This is a genomic window from Burkholderia seminalis DSM 23518 (assembly GCF_902832885.1).
Classification (GTDB): Bacteria; Pseudomonadota; Gammaproteobacteria; order Burkholderiales; family Burkholderiaceae; genus Burkholderia; species Burkholderia seminalis.
Genome location: NZ_CADFDK010000003.1, coordinates 733,923 through 750,802, shown reverse-complemented (window position 1 = coordinate 750,802; position 16,880 = coordinate 733,923). Strand labels below are relative to the sequence as shown.

At 65.9% G+C, this 16,880-nt stretch carries 13 protein-coding genes and 2 pseudogenes; 10 read left to right on the top strand and 5 right to left on the bottom strand.

Annotated features, from left to right (window positions below):
• The first annotated feature begins 11 nt into the window (after positions 1-11).
• The 7 genes from HWX00_RS13930 (at position 12) to HWX00_RS13900 (ending at position 7,550) form a co-directional block, all read left to right on the top strand.
• Positions 12-710 carry an ABC transporter permease gene (locus HWX00_RS13930; protein WP_175026873.1) on the top strand — a complete coding sequence of 233 codons (699 nt, stop codon included), beginning with the start codon at positions 12-14 and terminating at the stop codon, positions 708-710.
• Positions 707-1,447 (top strand): ABC transporter permease, encoded by a 741-nt coding sequence (locus HWX00_RS13925; RefSeq protein ID WP_034191980.1) that lies wholly within the window; start codon positions 707-709, stop codon positions 1,445-1,447. The genes HWX00_RS13930 and HWX00_RS13925 overlap by 4 nt, the downstream gene beginning before the upstream one ends.
• Positions 1,444-2,208, top strand: coding sequence for an ABC transporter ATP-binding protein (locus HWX00_RS13920; RefSeq protein WP_175026872.1), 765 nt, complete (start codon positions 1,444-1,446; stop codon positions 2,206-2,208). The genes HWX00_RS13925 and HWX00_RS13920 overlap by 4 nt, the downstream gene beginning before the upstream one ends.
• 79 nt (positions 2,209-2,287) lie before the next feature.
• The gene (locus tag HWX00_RS13915; RefSeq protein ID WP_175026871.1) at positions 2,288-3,658 is read left to right on the top strand and encodes an aspartate aminotransferase family protein; all 1,371 of its coding nucleotides are present in this window, start codon (positions 2,288-2,290) and stop codon (positions 3,656-3,658) included.
• Positions 3,659-3,672: 14 nt separating this feature from the next.
• Positions 3,673-5,262, top strand: coding sequence for a gamma-glutamyltransferase family protein (locus HWX00_RS13910; RefSeq protein WP_175026870.1), 1,590 nt, complete (start codon positions 3,673-3,675; stop codon positions 5,260-5,262).
• Between the two features lie 43 nt (positions 5,263-5,305).
• Positions 5,306-6,274 carry an agmatinase gene (gene speB / locus HWX00_RS13905; protein WP_034191977.1) on the top strand — a complete coding sequence of 323 codons (969 nt, stop codon included), beginning with the start codon at positions 5,306-5,308 and terminating at the stop codon, positions 6,272-6,274.
• A 154-nt stretch (positions 6,275-6,428) separates the two neighbouring features.
• Positions 6,429-7,550 carry a porin gene (locus HWX00_RS13900; protein WP_034191976.1) on the top strand — a complete coding sequence of 374 codons (1,122 nt, stop codon included), beginning with the start codon at positions 6,429-6,431 and terminating at the stop codon, positions 7,548-7,550.
• A gap of 144 nt (positions 7,551-7,694) precedes the next feature.
• On the opposite strand, the pseudogene HWX00_RS37550 reads toward HWX00_RS13900, so the two are convergent.
• The 3 genes and pseudogenes from HWX00_RS37550 to HWX00_RS13885 form a co-directional block, all read right to left on the bottom strand.
• A pseudogene (locus HWX00_RS37550) lies at positions 7,695-7,775 on the bottom strand (hypothetical protein); the annotation flags it as partial.
• A 47-nt stretch (positions 7,776-7,822) separates the two neighbouring features.
• A complete protein-coding gene (locus HWX00_RS13890; RefSeq protein WP_124608656.1) occupies positions 7,823-9,676 on the bottom strand; it encodes an ABC transporter ATP-binding protein in 1,854 nt (617 codons plus the stop codon).
• Positions 9,677-9,781: 105 nt separating this feature from the next.
• Positions 9,782-10,091, bottom strand: a pseudogene (locus HWX00_RS13885) (alpha/beta hydrolase); the annotation flags it as partial.
• Positions 10,092-10,180: 89 nt separating this feature from the next.
• On the opposite strand from HWX00_RS13885, the gene HWX00_RS13880 reads away from it, so the two are divergent.
• Entirely contained in the window at positions 10,181-10,777 is a 597-nt protein-coding gene (locus HWX00_RS13880) for a TetR/AcrR family transcriptional regulator (RefSeq protein ID WP_069704923.1), read from the top strand.
• Positions 10,778-10,834: 57 nt separating this feature from the next.
• Here the strand turns inward: HWX00_RS13880 and HWX00_RS13875 are convergent, their stop codons facing one another.
• A complete protein-coding gene (locus HWX00_RS13875; RefSeq protein ID WP_175026869.1) occupies positions 10,835-12,547 on the bottom strand; it encodes a hybrid sensor histidine kinase/response regulator in 1,713 nt (570 codons plus the stop codon).
• 310 nt (positions 12,548-12,857) lie between these two features.
• The gene (locus HWX00_RS13870) at positions 12,858-13,496 is read right to left on the bottom strand and encodes a response regulator (protein ID WP_175026868.1); all 639 of its coding nucleotides are present in this window, start codon (positions 13,494-13,496) and stop codon (positions 12,858-12,860) included.
• A 529-nt stretch (positions 13,497-14,025) separates the two neighbouring features.
• Between HWX00_RS13870 and HWX00_RS13865 the strand changes: the two genes are divergently transcribed.
• Both HWX00_RS13865 and HWX00_RS13860 read left to right on the top strand, forming a co-directional pair.
• On the top strand, positions 14,026-15,978 hold the full coding sequence (locus tag HWX00_RS13865; RefSeq protein ID WP_244131171.1) for a sensor histidine kinase: 1,953 nt from the start codon (positions 14,026-14,028) through the stop codon (positions 15,976-15,978).
• A 117-nt stretch (positions 15,979-16,095) separates the two neighbouring features.
• The gene (locus HWX00_RS13860) at positions 16,096-16,662 is read left to right on the top strand and encodes a TetR/AcrR family transcriptional regulator (RefSeq protein ID WP_034191971.1); all 567 of its coding nucleotides are present in this window, start codon (positions 16,096-16,098) and stop codon (positions 16,660-16,662) included.
• Positions 16,663-16,880 lie beyond the last annotated feature (218 nt).

Below are 16,880 nucleotides of genomic sequence, written 5' to 3'. Positions count from 1 at the left end.
AAAGGAGCGTTATGTCCGAATTGCAGCAATACCTGCCGGCGCTGTTGCGCGGCGCCGAGGTGACGATCGTGCTCGCCGTGTTGTCCGTCGCGCTCGCCGTGTGCATCGGCATCGCGGGCGCGATGGCCAAGCTGTCGGGCTCGCGTGTGCTGGTGTCCGCCGCCACCGCGTATACCACGCTGATTCGCGGCGTGCCGGAATTCGTGATGATGCTGCTGGTGTTTTATGGCGGCCAGATTCTACTGAACCAGTTGTCGGCCGCGTTCGGCTTGCATGCGCCCGACGTCGACGCGTTCGTCACCGCCGTGCTGACGATCGGCTTCATTTTCGGCGCGTACTACACGGAGACGTTCCGTGGCGCGATGCTCGGCGTGCCGCGCGGCCAGATGGAGGCGGCGCGCGCATACGGATTCTCGGGATGGCTCGCCTTTCGACGCATCCTGTTGCCGCAGATGGCGCGGCTCGCGTTGCCCGCCGCCGTGAACAACTGGCTGGTGCTGCTCAAGACGACGGCGATCGCGTCGCTGATCGGCCTGCACGACGTGATGTTCATCTCCGACCAGGCCGGCCGCACGACCCAGGCGCCGATGACGTTCTACCTGGCCGCCTGCGCGGTGTATCTGCTGGTGACGTCGGGATCGACGGCATGCCTGGCGCGTGCCCGCGTGCGCCTGAACCGCGGCATGCGCGAGGGGAGGCTGCACGGATGAGCCATGAACAATGGATCGCGCTGCTCGGCGCGTACGCCGGCGGGCTGTGGGTCACCGTGCAGTTGACCGTGGGCTCGCTGGCCCTCGGGTTGCTGCTCGCGATTCCGCTGGCCGTGTTGCGCGTGTCGCCGAACCGCGTCGTGCACGGCCCGGTGGCGGTCTACACGTGGTTCATGCGCGGCACGCCTCTGCTCGCGCAACTGATGCTCGTGTATTACGGATTCGGTCAGTTCCAGTGGGTCCAGGACGCGTGGCAGCGCGGCAATCCGCTGTTGTTGCCGCTGCGCGACCCGTTCGGGTGCGCGCTGATCGCGCTGACCGCGAACACCTGCGCGTATACCGTGGAAATCCTGGCCGGAGCGATTCGCACCACCGCGTACGGCGAAATCGAAGCGGCGCAAGCCTACGGGATGTCGCGCGCGACCGCGTGGCGCCGCATCGTGCTGCCGTCGGCGCTGCGCCGGTTCCTGCCCGCCTACGGCAACGAAATCATCCTGTTGCTGCACGGCACATCGCTCGTCAGCGCGATCACGCTGATCGACCTGACGGGCGCCGCACGGGATGCCTACGCGAATTACTACGCGCCGTTCGAGGCGTTCATTTCCGTCGGCACCGTCTATTTCGCGTTGACGGGGCTCGTCGCGCTGCTGATCCGGACCGCCGAGCGGCGTCTGCTCGTCCACCTGCGGCCGCTGCCGCTTTCCACGCTTGCTCAATCGCGGAGCCACGCCACATGAATGCACTGTCTGTCGACAATCTCCACAAACGCTACGGCGACAACGAGGTCCTGAGGGGCGTCTCGCTCGCAGCGAACCCGGGCGACGTGATCAGCGTGATCGGTTCGTCGGGATCGGGCAAGAGCACGCTGCTTCGATGCATCAATTTTCTGGAATCGCCTTCGTCGGGCCGCGTGTCGCTGGGCGGCGGGGAAGTGCGGACGTCGGTCGACCGCAACGGCCGGATCAGGATTTCGGATCCTGTGCAGTTGCGCCGGATGCGGACGCGGCTCGCGATGGTGTTCCAGCATTTCAATCTGTGGGCACACATGACGGTGCTGCAGAACGTGGTCGAAGCGCCGCTGCACGTCCTGAAGCTCGGCCGCGCGGAGGCGCGCGAGCGGGCGGAGCGCTATCTCGAACAGGTGGGCATGACGCATTTCGCCGATGCGTACCCGGCCCATCTGTCCGGCGGCCAGCAGCAGCGCGTCGCGATCGCACGCGCGCTCGCGATGGAGCCGGACGCGCTGCTGTTCGACGAACCGACGTCGGCGCTCGATCCGGAGCTGGTCGGCGACGTGCTCAAGGTGATGCGCGATCTCGCCGGCGAAGGCCGCACGATGATCGTCGTCACGCATGAGATGGGCTTCGCACGCGAGGTATCGAACCACGTCATGTTCCTGCACCAGGGTGTTGTGGAGGAAGAGGGTCATCCGCGAGACATATTTAGGATGCCGAAAAGCGGACGGTTGCAGAAATTCCTGTCCGGCGGGCTCAAATAGCAGGATTCGACGGCCAGTTCCGGCCGGGTCCGCACACGCAAGACACGACCATGGAAGAGACGAAACCAGGAAGGTACCCATGCACATGCTGAAGCAGAATGACATCGACCACGTCCTTCATCCGTATACGAACCTGAGCCGCCATCGCGATGTCGGGCCGATGGTGATCGAGCGTGGCGAGGGCGTTTATGTATACGACACGGAAGGAAACCGCTATATCGAAGCGCTGAGCGGCCTGTTCTGCGCGTCGCTGGGATTCAGCGAACAACGGCTGGCCGATGCAGCCGACCGGCAGATGCGCAAGCTGCCGTTCTATCACGCGTTCGGCCACAAATCGTCGGAGCCGTCGATCCTGCTGGCCGAGAAACTGATCGCGATGGCGCCCGTGCCGATGTCGAAGGTGTTTTTCGCGAACTCCGGTTCCGAAGCCAACGACACCGCGGTAAAGCTGATCTGGTACTACAACAACGCGCTCGGGCGGCCGCTGAAGAAGAAGATCATCGCGCGCACGCGGGCGTACCACGGCGTGACGATCGCGTCGGCGAGCCTGACCGGCCTGCCGAACAACCATCGCGACTTCGACCTGCCGATCGATCGCATCCTGCATACGGACTGCCCGCACTACTATCGTCATGCGCTGCCGGGCGAATCGGAGGAGCAGTTCGCGACGCGCTGCGCCGATTCGCTCGAGCAACTGATTCTTCGCGAAGGGCCCGAGACGATCGCCGCGTTCTTTGCCGAGCCGGTCATGGCGTCGGGCGGCGTGATCGTCCCGCCGGCCACCTATATGGAAAAGATCCAGCGCGTGCTGAAACGGTACGACATCCTGCTCGTGGCCGACGAGGTCATCTGCGGTTTCGGTCGGACCGGCAACATGTTCGGCTCGGAAACGTTCGGCATGCAGCCCGACATGATCGTCGTCGCCAAGCAGCTGTCGGCCGGCTACCTCCCCATCTCGGCGCTGATGGTCAACGAGGGGGTCTATCGCGCGCTCGTGGCCGAAAGCGAGAAGATTGGCACCTTCGGCCACGGCTTCACGTACAGCGGCCACCCCGTTTGCGCGGCCGTCGCGCTCGAGACGCTGCGCATCTACGACGAGGACGGCGTGCTCGACCACGTGCGCGACGTCATCCCGCATTTCCAGCAGCGCGTGGCCGATCTCGCCGCGCATCCGCTCGTGGGCGAGGCACGCGGGTCCGGGCTGCTCGCGGCTGTCGAGCTGGTCGCCGACAAGGCGACGAAAGCGCCGTTCCCGCCCGCCGAAGGCGTGGCGATCCATGCGGGCGAGCGGGCGCTGACGTACGGCGTGATCACGCGGGCGCTGGGCGATACGTTCAATTTCTGCCCGCCGTTGATCATCACGCACGACGAAATCGACCGGTTGTTCGACGCGTCGAAACAGGCGCTCGACGACACACTCGCATGGCGCCGGTCGCTGGCCGCACGCTGAATCGGGAGAACACCATGAGGAATTTCGAACAACCGGGCCGCTCGCTGGTGATGTCGACCGGCGCGATGGCCGCGACGTCGCATCCCGCGTCGACGCTGGCCGCCATCCGGATCCTGGAATCGGGCGGCAATGCGATGGACGCGGCCATTGCCGCGTGCGCGGTGCAGTGCGTCGTCGAGCCGGGCTCGACCGGCATCGGCGGCGACTGCTTCGCGCTTTATTCGCGCGGCGGCGGCGACGATATCGTCGGCTTCAACGGGTCGGGCTGGGCGCCGGCCGCTGCGAGCGTCGAGCGGCTGAGCGCGCTCGGCATCACGTCGATCGAGCGGCACTCGCCGCACGCGGTGACGGTGCCCGGCGCGGTCGACGCGTGGGCGACGCTCGCGCGCGACCACGGCACGCTGCCGCTTTCCGCGCTGCTTGCGCCGGCGATCCGGCTCGCCCGCGACGGCTATGCGGTCGCGCCGCGCGCGGCCGCGGACTGGGCCCATCAGGCGCAGTTGCTGTCGCTGGACGACACGAGCCGCGCGCAGATGCTGGTTGCCGGCCATGCGCCGCGCGCGGGCAGCGTGCATCGGCAGCCGCTGCTCGCGCGCACGCTCGACGCGATCGCGCAAGGGGGCCCGCGCGTGTTCTACGAAGGCGCGGTCGCCGAGGACATCGTGGCTCGCCTGCGTAGCATGGGCGGCCTGCATACGATGGAGGACTTCGCGGCGTTCAGTGGCGAATACGTGACGCCGATCACCGCGCGTTTTCGCGGCTACGACGTGCACGAGTGTCCGCCGAACGGACAGGGCGTCATCGCGCTGCTGATGCTGAAGCTGCTCGAAGGATTCGACGCGAACGACGATCCGCTCGGCGCCGAGCGCCTGCACCGGGAGATCGACGCCGCGCGCGTCGCGTATGCGTTGCGCGACGTGCTGCTCGCGGATCCGCGCTACCGGCCGCTGGATGTCGATACGCTGTTGTCCGAGGCGTCGGTCGAGTCGCTGCGCACGCGCATCGCGGCGCTGCATGCCCTCGGCGCGCCGGTCGCGGCGCCGGTGGAGCACAAGGATACGGTCTACATCTGCGTGGTCGACAAGGACCGCAACTGCGCGAGCTTCATCAATTCGCTGTTTCATCCGTTCGGCAGCGGCATCATGTCCGCGCAAACGGGCGTGATGCTGCACAACCGCGGCCAGAGCTTCACGCTCGAAGCGGGCCACCCGAACGCGATCGCGCCGCACGCGAGGCCGATGCATACGATCATCCCCGGCATGGTGACCCGCGACGGCAAGGTGCAGATCACGTTCGGCGTGATGGGTGGCCACTACCAGGCGATGGGACATGCGCACTTCCTGTCGAAGGTGCTCGACTACGATCTGGACCTGCAGACGGCGATCGACCTGCCGCGCATCTTTCCGCGGCCGGGTACCGATCAAGTGGAGGTCGAATGCACGATGCCCGCGGCGGTGCGCGAAGCGCTCACGCGACGCGGCTTCAACCTCGTCGCGCCGAACTGGGCGATCGGCGGCGCGCAGGCGATCCGGATCGACTGGGAGGCCGGCACGCTGATCGGCGCGTCCGACCATCGCAAGGACGGCTGCGCGCTGGGCATCTGACCCGGGCGTCCGCATTGTCGGCACACGAAACAAGGATGACATCATGCAGAAGCAGTCGGTCGTACGTGGAGACGGCGCGATCCGCCGCGAGTCGCCATACGGTTCGTCGAAGGAGAATACCTATGCGGGCGTGGTGTCGTTCATGCGGCGTCTGTATACGAAGGAACTGGCCGGCGTCGATCTCGCCGTGACGGGCGTGCCGCTCGATATCGCGACGACCAACCGTCCGGGCGCGCGGCTCGGCCCGCGCGCGATCCGCGCGGCGAGCAGCCAGCTCGGCGTGCTGCTGCCGTATCCGTGGGGGATCAATCCGTTCGACGACTATGCGGTAATCGACTACGGCGACTGCTGGCTCGACGTACACAATCCGTCGACCGTCAAGGAGACGATCGTCGCGCATGCGCGCACGATACTCGACGCCGGTGCACGGATGCTGACGCTCGGCGGCGATCACTACATCAGTTATCCGCTGCTCGTCGCTCATGCGGAAAAATACGGCCGGCCGCTTTCGCTGATCCATTTCGATGCGCACTGCGATACCTGGCCGGACGATCGGCCGGACAGCCTCAATCACGGGTCGATGTTCTACAAGGCGATCAAGGACGGCCTGATCGATCCTGCCCACTCGGTGCAGATCGGTATCCGGACGTGGAACGACGATTTCATGGGCGTGTCGGTGCTCGACGCGGCGTGGGTGCATGAGCACGGCGTGAACGCGACCATTGCCCGAATCGTCGAGATCGTCGGCGCGCGGCCGACCTATTTCACCTTCGACGTCGACGGGCTCGATCCGGCGTTCGCGCCCGGCACGGGTACGCCCGTGCCGGGCGGCCTGTCGAGCGCGCAGGCGCTGTCGATCATCCGCGGGCTCACGTCGGTCGACCTGGTCGGCGCGGACGTGGTCGAGGTCGCGCCCGCCTACGATCACGCTGACATTACCGCGCTGGCCGCCGCGCACGTGGCGAGCGAGCTGGTCTGCCTGTTCAGGCACCGCGCTCGCGCGGCGCGGTAGGGCCTGGGCGCGCCGGCGATTCGCGTCGCCGGTGCGGCCCGGGAAAACGGCATCGATTTCGCTCGTATCAATTCGGTGTCCGAATTGAATGACGAATGAAGCCAAAAACATGTCAATAGATGGATCAACCACGCAACGACAGGAGAGCACGGCAATGAAATGGATCGCATCGACCACACTTGCATGCGCGGCCGGTATGTGCGGCAGTGCATTTGCGCAAAGCTCGGTCACGCTGTACGGCGTCATCGACGAATCGATTCAGTACACGCACAACACCGGCGGCGCCAGCAACCAGGTCAAGCTGCAATCGGGACAGATGTCGGTCAGCCAGTGGGGGCTGAAAGGCACGGAGGATCTGGGCGGCGGCCTGAGCGCGCTGTTCAACCTGCAGAACGGTTTCAACGTGAACAGCGGCAAGATGAGCGGCGGCCTGCTGTTCGGACGCAAGGCGTTCGTCGGGCTGTCGGGCGGATTCGGTACGGTGACGGCCGGCCGCCAGCAGGATACGTTGCAGGACCTGGTGTTGCCGGTGCAGGGGAACAATTTCCTCGAGTACTTCACGGCGCCCGGCGACGTCGACAATGCAGACGGCTCGGTCCGCAACAGCAATGCGGTCAAATGGGTGAGCCCGTCGTGGGGTGGCCTGCAGGTGGCCGCGATGTACGGGTTCGGCGGCGTGGCGGGCTCGGTCGGCTCCGGGCAGGCGTACAACGCCGCGATGTCGTACACGGCCGGGCCGGTGACCGTCGCGGCCGGCTATGCGCATCTGGACAACGGTAACGCGGTGCTGTCGACGCGTGGCGCAAGCAGCGCCGATACGATCTTCCTGTCGCCGGTCAACAATGCATACGCGACGGCGAGTGCGGTGAATATCGCGCGGGCCGGCGTGAGCTACGTGCTCGGTGCCTTCACGCTGGGCGGCCACTATAGCTATGCCGAATACCTGCGCGACGGGCATTCGACGTTCGGGGCGGCCGAGCGCTACAACAACGGCTCGGTGTTCGTCGCATGGCAGGCTTCGCCGGCACTGTTGTTCGAGACGGGTTACAACTATCTGAAATCGCACGGCGATTCGTCGGCCACCTACCAGCAGGTCACGCTCGCGGCCGACTACGCGATCAGCAAGCGTACCGATCTCTATGCAACGATGAGCTACGGGCACGCGTCGGGCAGCAACGGCGCGGGCCCGGCGCAGGCGGTGATTGCGGATGCGTATGTCGATGGCGGCAAGGCCACCCAGGAGCTTGCGATCGTCGGGATTCGCCACCGTTTCTGACACGCAAGCGGCGCGCGTCATGACAGTGGCACGCTCGTGGCCGTTGTCGTGACGCACGAGGTGCAGGGGAGACGGCGTTTGGCAAGCGGCCATCCGGTATGCGTCTCCCGGTACATCGTGGGCGATGCGCACCGGCAACGAGAACACGATGATTTCCGGGAAACCGTGGTCGACCCACAACCCGGTCGTGAACGAGAAACCCGGTTCGTCGCCTTCGGCGAGCACTTCCGTGCAAAACCATCCGTGCCGCCACGTTGCCGCGGCATCCCCGCCTACCGCTCCGCGCCTTCCGCTTCCGCCGTTTCGCCGAGGAACCCGCCGCTCTGGTGCGCCCACAGCGCCGCATAGATACCGCCCGCGTTCAGCAGCTGCTGGTGCGTGCCTTCCTCGACGATGCGCCCTTCGTCGAGCACGATCAGCCGGTCCATGGCCGCGATCGTCGACAGCCGGTGCGCGATCGCGATCACCGTCTTGCCGCTCATCAGCGTGTCGAGGCTGCGCTGGATCGCGACTTCGACCTCGGAATCGAGTGCGCTGGTCGCCTCGTCGAGCACGAGGATCGGCGCATCCTTGAGCATCACGCGCGCGATCGCGACGCGCTGCCGCTGGCCGCCCGACAGCTTCACGCCGCGCTCGCCGACCTCGACGTCGTAGCCGCTGCGCCCGTGGCGGTCGCGCAGCCGGTCGATGAACTCGGACGCTTCCGCCCGCACGGCGGCCTCCTGCATCTCGCGCTCGGTCGCGTCGGGCCGCCCGTACAGCAGGTTCTCGCGCATCGTCCGGTGCAGCAGCGACGTATCCTGCGTGACCATCCCGATCGCGCTGCGCAGGCTATCCTGCGTCACATGCGCGATGTCCTGGCCGTCGATCCGGATCGTGCCGCCGCCGACGTCGTAGAAGCGCAGCAGCAGGTTCACGAGCGTCGACTTGCCGGCGCCCGAGCGGCCGATCAGGCCGATCCGTTCGCCCGGCCTGATCGTCAGGTTTAGCCCGTCGAACACCGTGCGGTCGTTGTCCTCGTGCGCGAACTGCACGTTGTCGAATACGATTTCGCCGCGTTGCACCGCGAGCGGCCGCGCATCGGGCGCGTCGACCACGCTGCGCACCTTCGTCAGCGTGTTGATGCCATCCTGGATCGTGCCGACGTTCTCGAACAGCTCGGTCATTTCCCACATGATCCAGTGCGAATAGCTCGACAGTCGCAGTGCCATCGCGATCACGGCCGCGACGACGCCCGCGCTCGCCTCGCCGTGCATCCACAGAGCGAGCGCGAGCCCGGCCGAGCCCACCAGCAGCAGCGTCGACAGCAGGTGATTGACGATCTCGAACGCGCTGACGAGCCGCATCTGCGCGTCGCCGGTCGCCTTGAACGCCTCCATCGCGCGCCGGGCATGGTCGGCTTCCCGCCGCGTGTGCGAGAACAGCTTCACGGTGGTGATGTTCGAATACGCATCGGTGATGCGGCCTGTCATCAGCGCGCGCGCGTCGGCCTGCCGGCTGCCGACGGCGCCCAGGCGCGGCACGAAATACGCGCACGCGGCGCCGTAGCCGAGCGCCCACAGCACGAGCGGAATCATCAGCCGCCAGTCGAAGCTGGCCGCCAGCACGAGGATACCGATCAGGTATGCGGTCACGCCGATCACGACGTCGACCGACATGAACAGCGCGTCGCGCACCGCGAGCGCGGTCTGCATGATCTTGGTCGTCACGCGGCCCGCGAATTCATTGGCGTAGAACGACAGGCTCTGGTCGAGCATCAGCCGGTGAAACAGCCAGCGCAGCCGCATCGGGAAGTTGATCGCCAGCACCTGGTGCTTGACCATCGTGTGCAGCGCGATCAGCAGCGTGCTGCCGGCGAGGATCGCCGCGAAGCCGGCGAGCGCGCCGAAGTGGCGGCCGCCGAATTCCGCCGGTGTCGACGTCGACAGCCAGTCGACCACGTGCCCCATCATCGCGAACAGCGCGGCTTCGTATGCGGCGAGCGCGGCCGACGTCAGCGCGATCAGCAGGATCCAGCCGCGCGCGCCTTTCGTGCACGCCCAGACGAACGAGAAGAATCCCTTCGGCGGCGTGACGGGATCTTCGAGCGGGAAAGTCGGCAGGCGACGTTCGAACCACGAATACATTGAAACTCCTCCTTGTAGCGGCCGCGCGGGGCGGTGCGACCGATATTGCCTGATGCCCGTTTCATCTAGCGCGCCTTTGGCGGCGCTGCCGTGTTGCACATGTGTTCACTGCGACCGGATCCATGCTTCGATCGGGCCGAGCGTGCCGGGCGCATACACATGGCGCCCGAGCGCCGTGTACGGACCGATCTTCCACCGCGGCCAGTCCGACTCGAGCGGGTAATCGAACCAGCCGGCGCGCGGCAGCCCGTGCGTCGCGCCCGGCACCACGACGAAGCGCCGGATCGACGTGGCTATCCAGCGCGCCCCACCCGGCCAGCACGGGCCCCTGCCTCGTCGCGAGCGCCTGCGATGCATCTTCCAGATAGCCGCGCTCGGCGGCCAGTGTCGCATCGATCCGGTCCGATTGCAGGCCGCCTTGACGCCCGCAGCCCATCGCCATGATAATAGATCGACTGATCAGTCTAATAAATATTAGAGCGATCGTCATGCACGGAGTTCCCGGTGAGAAAGATCGATCCTGAAAGAGTGGAAGCGAAGCGGCGCCAGATTCTGGATGCCGCCATCGACTGTTTTGCGCGCGACGGCTTTCATGCGACGTCCACGGCCTCGATCTGCAAGGCGGCCGGGATGAGCCCCGGCAACCTGTTTCACTATTTCCCGACCAAGGCGGCGATCGTCGAGGCCGTCGCAAAGGAAGACCAGCGCGAGATGGCCGAGCTGTTCGCGCGGCATGCGAACGCCGACGATGCGCTGACCGCGATCGAGGAGATCGCGCTGGCGCTGATGGAACTGTCGAGCGATCCCGTCTATGCGCGCATCAGCATCGAGACCGCGGCCGAGGCGACGCGCAATCCGGAGGTCGCGGCATTGTTCGCGGCGAACGAGGCGCAGGTGAAAGGGCGGATGGTCGCGCTGATCAAGCGCGGTGTGGCGCAAGGGACGATCGACGGGAACCTGAAGCCGGATCTCGTCGCGACGTGGTTGCTCGCGCTCACGGAAGGCGCGGTCGGGCGGGTCGTATTCGAGCCGGGATTCAAGCCGCGCGCGCATCGCGCGATGCTGCGGACGATCATCCGGCGGATGCTGCGGCCGCAGTGACGATCGCTGTCCCGATACCGCGCGGCACCCTCGTCGTCGCGCGTTTCGGTCCTGGTCTCATCTGCCCTTCGGCGCACCCAGGCAGCGCATGATTGCCGAGCGCGGCTTGTCGCTCGGCACCGGCTTGTGCAGCAGCATGAAGCCGCCGTGCTGTGATCGGCCGGGCCGGCGCGCGGTGGTGTCGCCGGTGATCAGCATCGCGGGAATGGCCGCGTTGAATTCTTCGCGAATCCGTGCGATCACGCCGATTCCGTTCTCGTCGCCGCGCAGATGCAAATCGCAGATCAACAACGTCGGGGGTACGTCGCCGGTCGCCAGAAGCGCGATCGCGTCGTCGACCGACGGCGCCACGACGACGCGGTATCCCCAGCGGGTGAGCAGGATCGACATGCCCGCGCGGATGGCCGCTTCGTCGTCGATCACCACGACGAGGTGCGCCGCGGCCGCGGCGGCCTCGTCGAAGGCGAACTCGTCGACGGCGGTCGCGGGCGGTTTCACGACCGCGTCCACTCGTACCAGGCGCAGTTCGAAGCACGAGCCCTGCCCGGGCGCCGAGCGCAGTGCCAGCGGGCACTCGAGCAGCTCCGCCAGGCGCCGCACGATCGCCAGGCCGAGGCCCACGCCCTGTTCGTGGCCGCGGTCGCGATGGGGCAACTGGTAGTAGTCGTCGAACACGCGGCTTTGCTGATCGGCGGGAATGCCGCGCCCGGTATCGATCACTTGCAGGCGGACATGCGTGTGTGTGCGCCGGCAGCCCACCACGATCCGTCCCGCGTCGGTATAGCGCACCGCGTTGGACAGCAGGTTGCGCGCGATCCGCTCGATCAGCACCGGATCGGAGTCGACCACCACGGTGCTCGGCACGTACGACAGGTGCAGCCCCTTCGCGCGCGCGTCGACGGCTACGTCCCGGCACACCCGCTCCAGCACCGAATCGATCGCGAACGGCCTGCGATGCACGGGCACGACACCGGCATCGAGCCGCGAGATGTCCAGGATCGCGGTGAACAGCTCGTCCATCGCATTGACGGATTGGTCGATGCGTTCGACGAGCAGCGCGCCATCGACGGGCATCGGCACGTGCCGCAATGCGCCGACGAACAGGCTCAATGCATGGACGGGCTGGCGGAGGTCATGGCTTGCCGCCGCGAGAAAGCTCGATTTGACGCGCACGGCTTCCGCGGCGAGATCCTTCTGCTGCCGGAAGTTTTCGGCCAGTTGAGCGGCCTGCTGGCGCGCGTGTTCGGCGGTCCGTTGCGCATGGATGAGCTGCAACTGCATCTCGATCTGGTTGCGCAGCTCTTCGACCAGCCGGATGTACCGCTCCGAATAGGCGTTTTCCTTGCAGTCGAGCAGGCAGATCGTGCCGAACGTCGTCATGTCCGGCCAGCGGATCGGCAGGCCGAGATACGAAACCATATTCACGCGCAGATCAGGATTGTTTCGCCAGCGTTCCGATCGTCGCGCGTTCGGCACGACCAACGAGCGGCCGCTCTCGATCACCGCTTCGCAATAAAGCCCCGATCCGTGCAGCTCGGCCGATTCGCCCGGATAGAACGGATTGCCTTCGGATCGGCTCGCCACCAGCACGCGGATGTCTTTTCCGACGTTGCGCATGATCAGCGCGGCCGGCACGCCGACGATTTCCGCCATCAGGTCGACGAGACGCTGCCAGCGCGCGATCACGTCGGCGGCCAGGTCGAACGGGACGTCCGAGGCTGCCGAAACGATCGGCGGCGGGGCTTCGGGTGATTCGTCGGCGCGCGTCATGCGCAGGCTCCTCGGGTATCACGCCCCGGACCCGGAGCCCGCATGCGGTATCGCGACCGGGCCCGGCGGTCGGCGTCGGTGCCGCGCCCGTTCATTGCCACGTGAATGCACATGAATGTCCGCCAAGTGTCGTTCATTGCGTGTGAGGCGAATTGCAATCGCGCGCGTCGCACGCGGGTGCATCGGGGAGTCGGAGGATCGCGCCACGCTTCGTGTCTCGGGGCGGGGTTGTCATCAACGCCCCCGTTTGCGTTGAGGATGCAGAAAAAATTTAGGCGATCCCCGCCGGCAACGCAATTCGCGCTTCCGGTCAGATGAGTCCGGCCTTCCTGCCGACGGCAGCCGCCTGCGTGCGATTGATTACGTTCAACGCCTTGAAGATCGCAGTGATGTGCGCCTTGACGGTTTTTTCCGACAGGCCGAGCTTGCGGGCGATGACTTTGTTCGGCATGCCTTCCGCAAGATAGCGCAGCACTTCGATCTGGCGGTGCGTCAGCAACTCGTCGCGCGAAAGCGTCGTCGCCCCGGCGCTGTCCGGCTGCTGTGTCGCGTGTTCGTCGAGTACGAGCGGTGGCACGTAACGCTCGCCGCTGAGCGCGATCCGGATGGCAGACAGCAGCGTATGCGGGCTGGCCGATTTCGGCACGTAGCCCATCGCGCCTTGCGTGAATGCGGCGCGCACGGCGCCCGGATCTTCCGACGACGACAGCACGATGACGGGCAGCCCCGGGCGCATCTTCGCGAACTCGGCGAGCGCGTCGATCCCGTCCATGCCTCGCAGCTTCAAGTCGAGCACGATGGCGTCGAGGTCTGCGTGCAGGTTGAGCAGGTGCAGCGCGTCATCGGCGCTGCTCGCCTGAACGACGATCATGTCGGCGTCTTCCCGACGCAGCAGCATCTCCACGCCGTCACGCAGGAGCGCGTGATCGTCGACGATCAGTATTTTCATGGGCGCGATGGGCTGTGGGAAAGCCGACGCCTATCCGATAGGAAAGAACAGGATTGTACAAGACGAAAGTCGTAATACTAACGTCCTGCTTATCCGGTATTTCCCCTGCGTCGAATGTCGCGTTTACATTCCGTTTGAAAAGGTCGAGACTCCATCGCGGCAGTGGCTAATGGCCGGCGATTCAGGCGGCGCCGTGCTGCGATCGTCGGCGTACGTCTGCCGCTGAATGCCGACTGAAACCCAGGTGTATCGCAGTGCGAAGCAAGCGTGCGGCGGAAGGCCGTCGAAATTCGCCGCACGGGAGCCGTTGAATCGGATATTTCACGATGAAATAAGCATGATGAAACGGCGTATTTTTTTCCATGTGTCATTCGATGGCGAGGCCATTGATTTCGATTGTGCGTCAATTGATGCCGGCGATGAGTGTTGTCAACGGAAATGACGTAATTCAGGAATCGAACGTGACGTATCCATGTCCCACCGGCGATGCCGAATCGGGTGTGCTCCGTAGCCGAAGCGGACGGGCGCCATGAGCTTCGATGGCCTCTCGATCCAACAGCGGATGGGCATCGGCTTCGTGCTCGTCGTGATGCTGACGATCGTGGCGTGTGGAACGATCGTCCTGGAAAGCTACCGGCAATACCGGCAGGGGAGCCTCGATTTGCGCGATTTCGGGCGGGTCGAGCGCGCGATGGTCGCGGCGAACCTGATTTCGGCCGAACGCTGGCCGGCCAACACGCTGCTTGCGTTGCAGCCGCGCGACCCGGCGGCGGACGTGGAGGCCGTAAGCGATGCGCGGATGCGCTCGAACCTGGCACTCGACGCGCTTCGAACGGACATCGCGCAGGCGGCGACCCTCGAGGCACCCGAGCGGCGGATCGCGTTGCGTGCGCTCGAGTCGATCCGCGCGGAACTGGACGGCGCCCGTGGCGAAGTCGACGCGCTCGCGGCGCAGCCGCTGACGGCGCGCACGGTGTGGCAGGTTCAGGCGGCGCAAGACCGGATGTTCGCGGTCGCCGACGATCTCGCGTCACTGGCCGACGACGTCATGGCCGGCACGGCAATGCGCAATCCGGCGACGTCGGGTTTGTTGATGCTCGCGCACCTGCTTGGCGACCTGCGCGAATATACCGGCCGGCTCGGCTCGCTGTTCGTCGCGTCGCTGATCAAGCGCGAGCCGATCGGCGAGGAGCGGCTCGCGAGCATCATCCAGATGCGCGGACGCATCATGCAGCTGCGCGCGTTGATCGCCGGCGCGATCGCGCCGCTGCTCGCCGACACGACGCTCGCAAACGACTTCGCACGACTGAACGACACGCTGGACGGCAGCTTCCTGCCGCTGGTCGCGGCGACGATCCGCGCGAGCCGGACGGGTGCGTATGCGATGAGCGTCGAGGACTTCGCGCGGCGGATCATGCGCGATCTCGGGGCGTCGGAGCAACTGCGCGACCGCGTGATCGAAATGACGAGCGCGCGCACCGTCGAGTTGCGCGATGCCGCCCGCGTCAGGATGGCGCTATCCGTCGCCCAAGCGGCGCTGTGCACGTTGATCCTGTTCCTGCTCGTGCGCGGCACGCAGCGGACGCTGTCGAAGCCGCTCGCCGAGCTGAGCCGGCGCATCGTCGCGCTGAGCCAGGGCGATGTGTCGCCGATCGCCCGAGTGCCGGGCGCGAGCCCGGAGATCGGGCGGGTGAACGACGCACTGGACATGCTGCGCGGCGCCTACGTTCGCCGTTCGGTGCTCGAGCGGCAGCGCAGCGACATGCTGACGCTGTTCTCGCATGACATGCGCGCGCCGCTCACGTCGGTCGTCGTGCTGGTGAATGCGCCTGCCGAATGCCCGTCCGGCTGCACCCTGCGCGAGCGCCTGCATGAAATCGGCAGGCTGGCGTGCCATACGCTGGCGATGGCCGACGGTTTCGCGCAGGTTTCGAGGGCGGAGGCGGGCGAGTGCGTGTCGGAGCTCGTCAACGTCGCTGACCTGATGAATCAGGCACGGGATGAAATCTGGCCGCGCGCGCAGGAAAAGCGGATTGCCGTCGAGGACGTGCCGCGTTGCGACGAAGCGCTCGTGTACGGCGACCCGGCACTGCTGTCGCGCGCGCTGGCCAACCTGCTCGGTAACGCCGTCGAGTACAGCGCACCCGATACTCGTATCGAGTGCACGGTCGAACTGACCGACGATCGCGCGTCGGTGCGCTGCATCATCCGCGACCACGGTTACGGGATCGCCGCCAGCGAGCAGGCGCATCTGTTCGAGCGTTATCGGCGCTTTCGCCTGCAAGGGCAGCCCTACACGAAGGGCGTCGGGCTCGGAATGGCGTTCGCCAAGGCGGTCGTCGATCGGCATCGCGGCGAGATTCGCGTGGACAGCGCGGCCTGGCAGGGCACGACGGTAGTGCTGAGCTTGCCGGTGGCCGGGGCGGGCGACGCGGCGGAAAGCGCGAACCGCGAGACGCTGGCCGAACCCGTCCCGGGCTGAGGGCCGGCGGCGACGAGCCGGCCGGTGCGCTCGCCGGGGTGCCAGATTTTCAGATTTTTCATGGTGCCCCGAAAAAAGTCCTTGACTGTCTATCTATGAGTAGATAAAGTTCGATCCATGGAAACGAAACCGACCGTCCGCGAACAGATTCTCGATCACGCGATCACGCTGATGATGCTGCGCGGTTACAACGGCTTCAGCTATCGAGACCTGTCCGACCTGGTGGGCGTGAAGACGTCGAGCATCCACTACTACTTCCCGTCGAAGGACGATCTGGTGCTGGAAGCGGTGGCGGTGTACAGCGACGAAGTCCTCGCGGCCATGCGGACGATCGATCCGGCATTGCCGGCCGACGTGAAGCTGAGCCTGTACACGAAGATGTTCGGCCGCACGCTCGGCGACGGCAACCTGATCTGCCTGTGCGGGATGCTCGCGGCCGATATCGAAACGCTGCCGGAGAACGTGCGGCAGGCCGTGCAGGCGTTCTTCAAGGCCAACGAAAGCTGGCTGGCGGCATTGCTGGCGCAGGGCGCGAAGGAAGGTACGCTGCAGTTCAGCGGCGAACCCGATACGGCCGCGCGCACGTTGTACGCGGCGTTTCAGGGTAGCGTGCTGGCCAGCCGGCTGTTTCATACGCGGGCGCGCCTCGAGGATGTCGAGGCCGTCTGGAAGGCGCGGTCCTGACGGACCGCGCGGGTAGCAGGGCGGTTCGCCGCCGTTTTATTGGTTCTTGTTGTCTATTTAGTGATAGATAGACAATCGGCGCAGAGGGTAATGCTTCTGTATTTTTTTGGGGATGCTTGTCTATCTATGAGTAGATAAACAAGCGCGGGACCGGCGGAAAAAGCCGACGGCACGCGATCCCCGGTTCGAAGGTTGTTTCGTTCATTTACTGCAAAGGA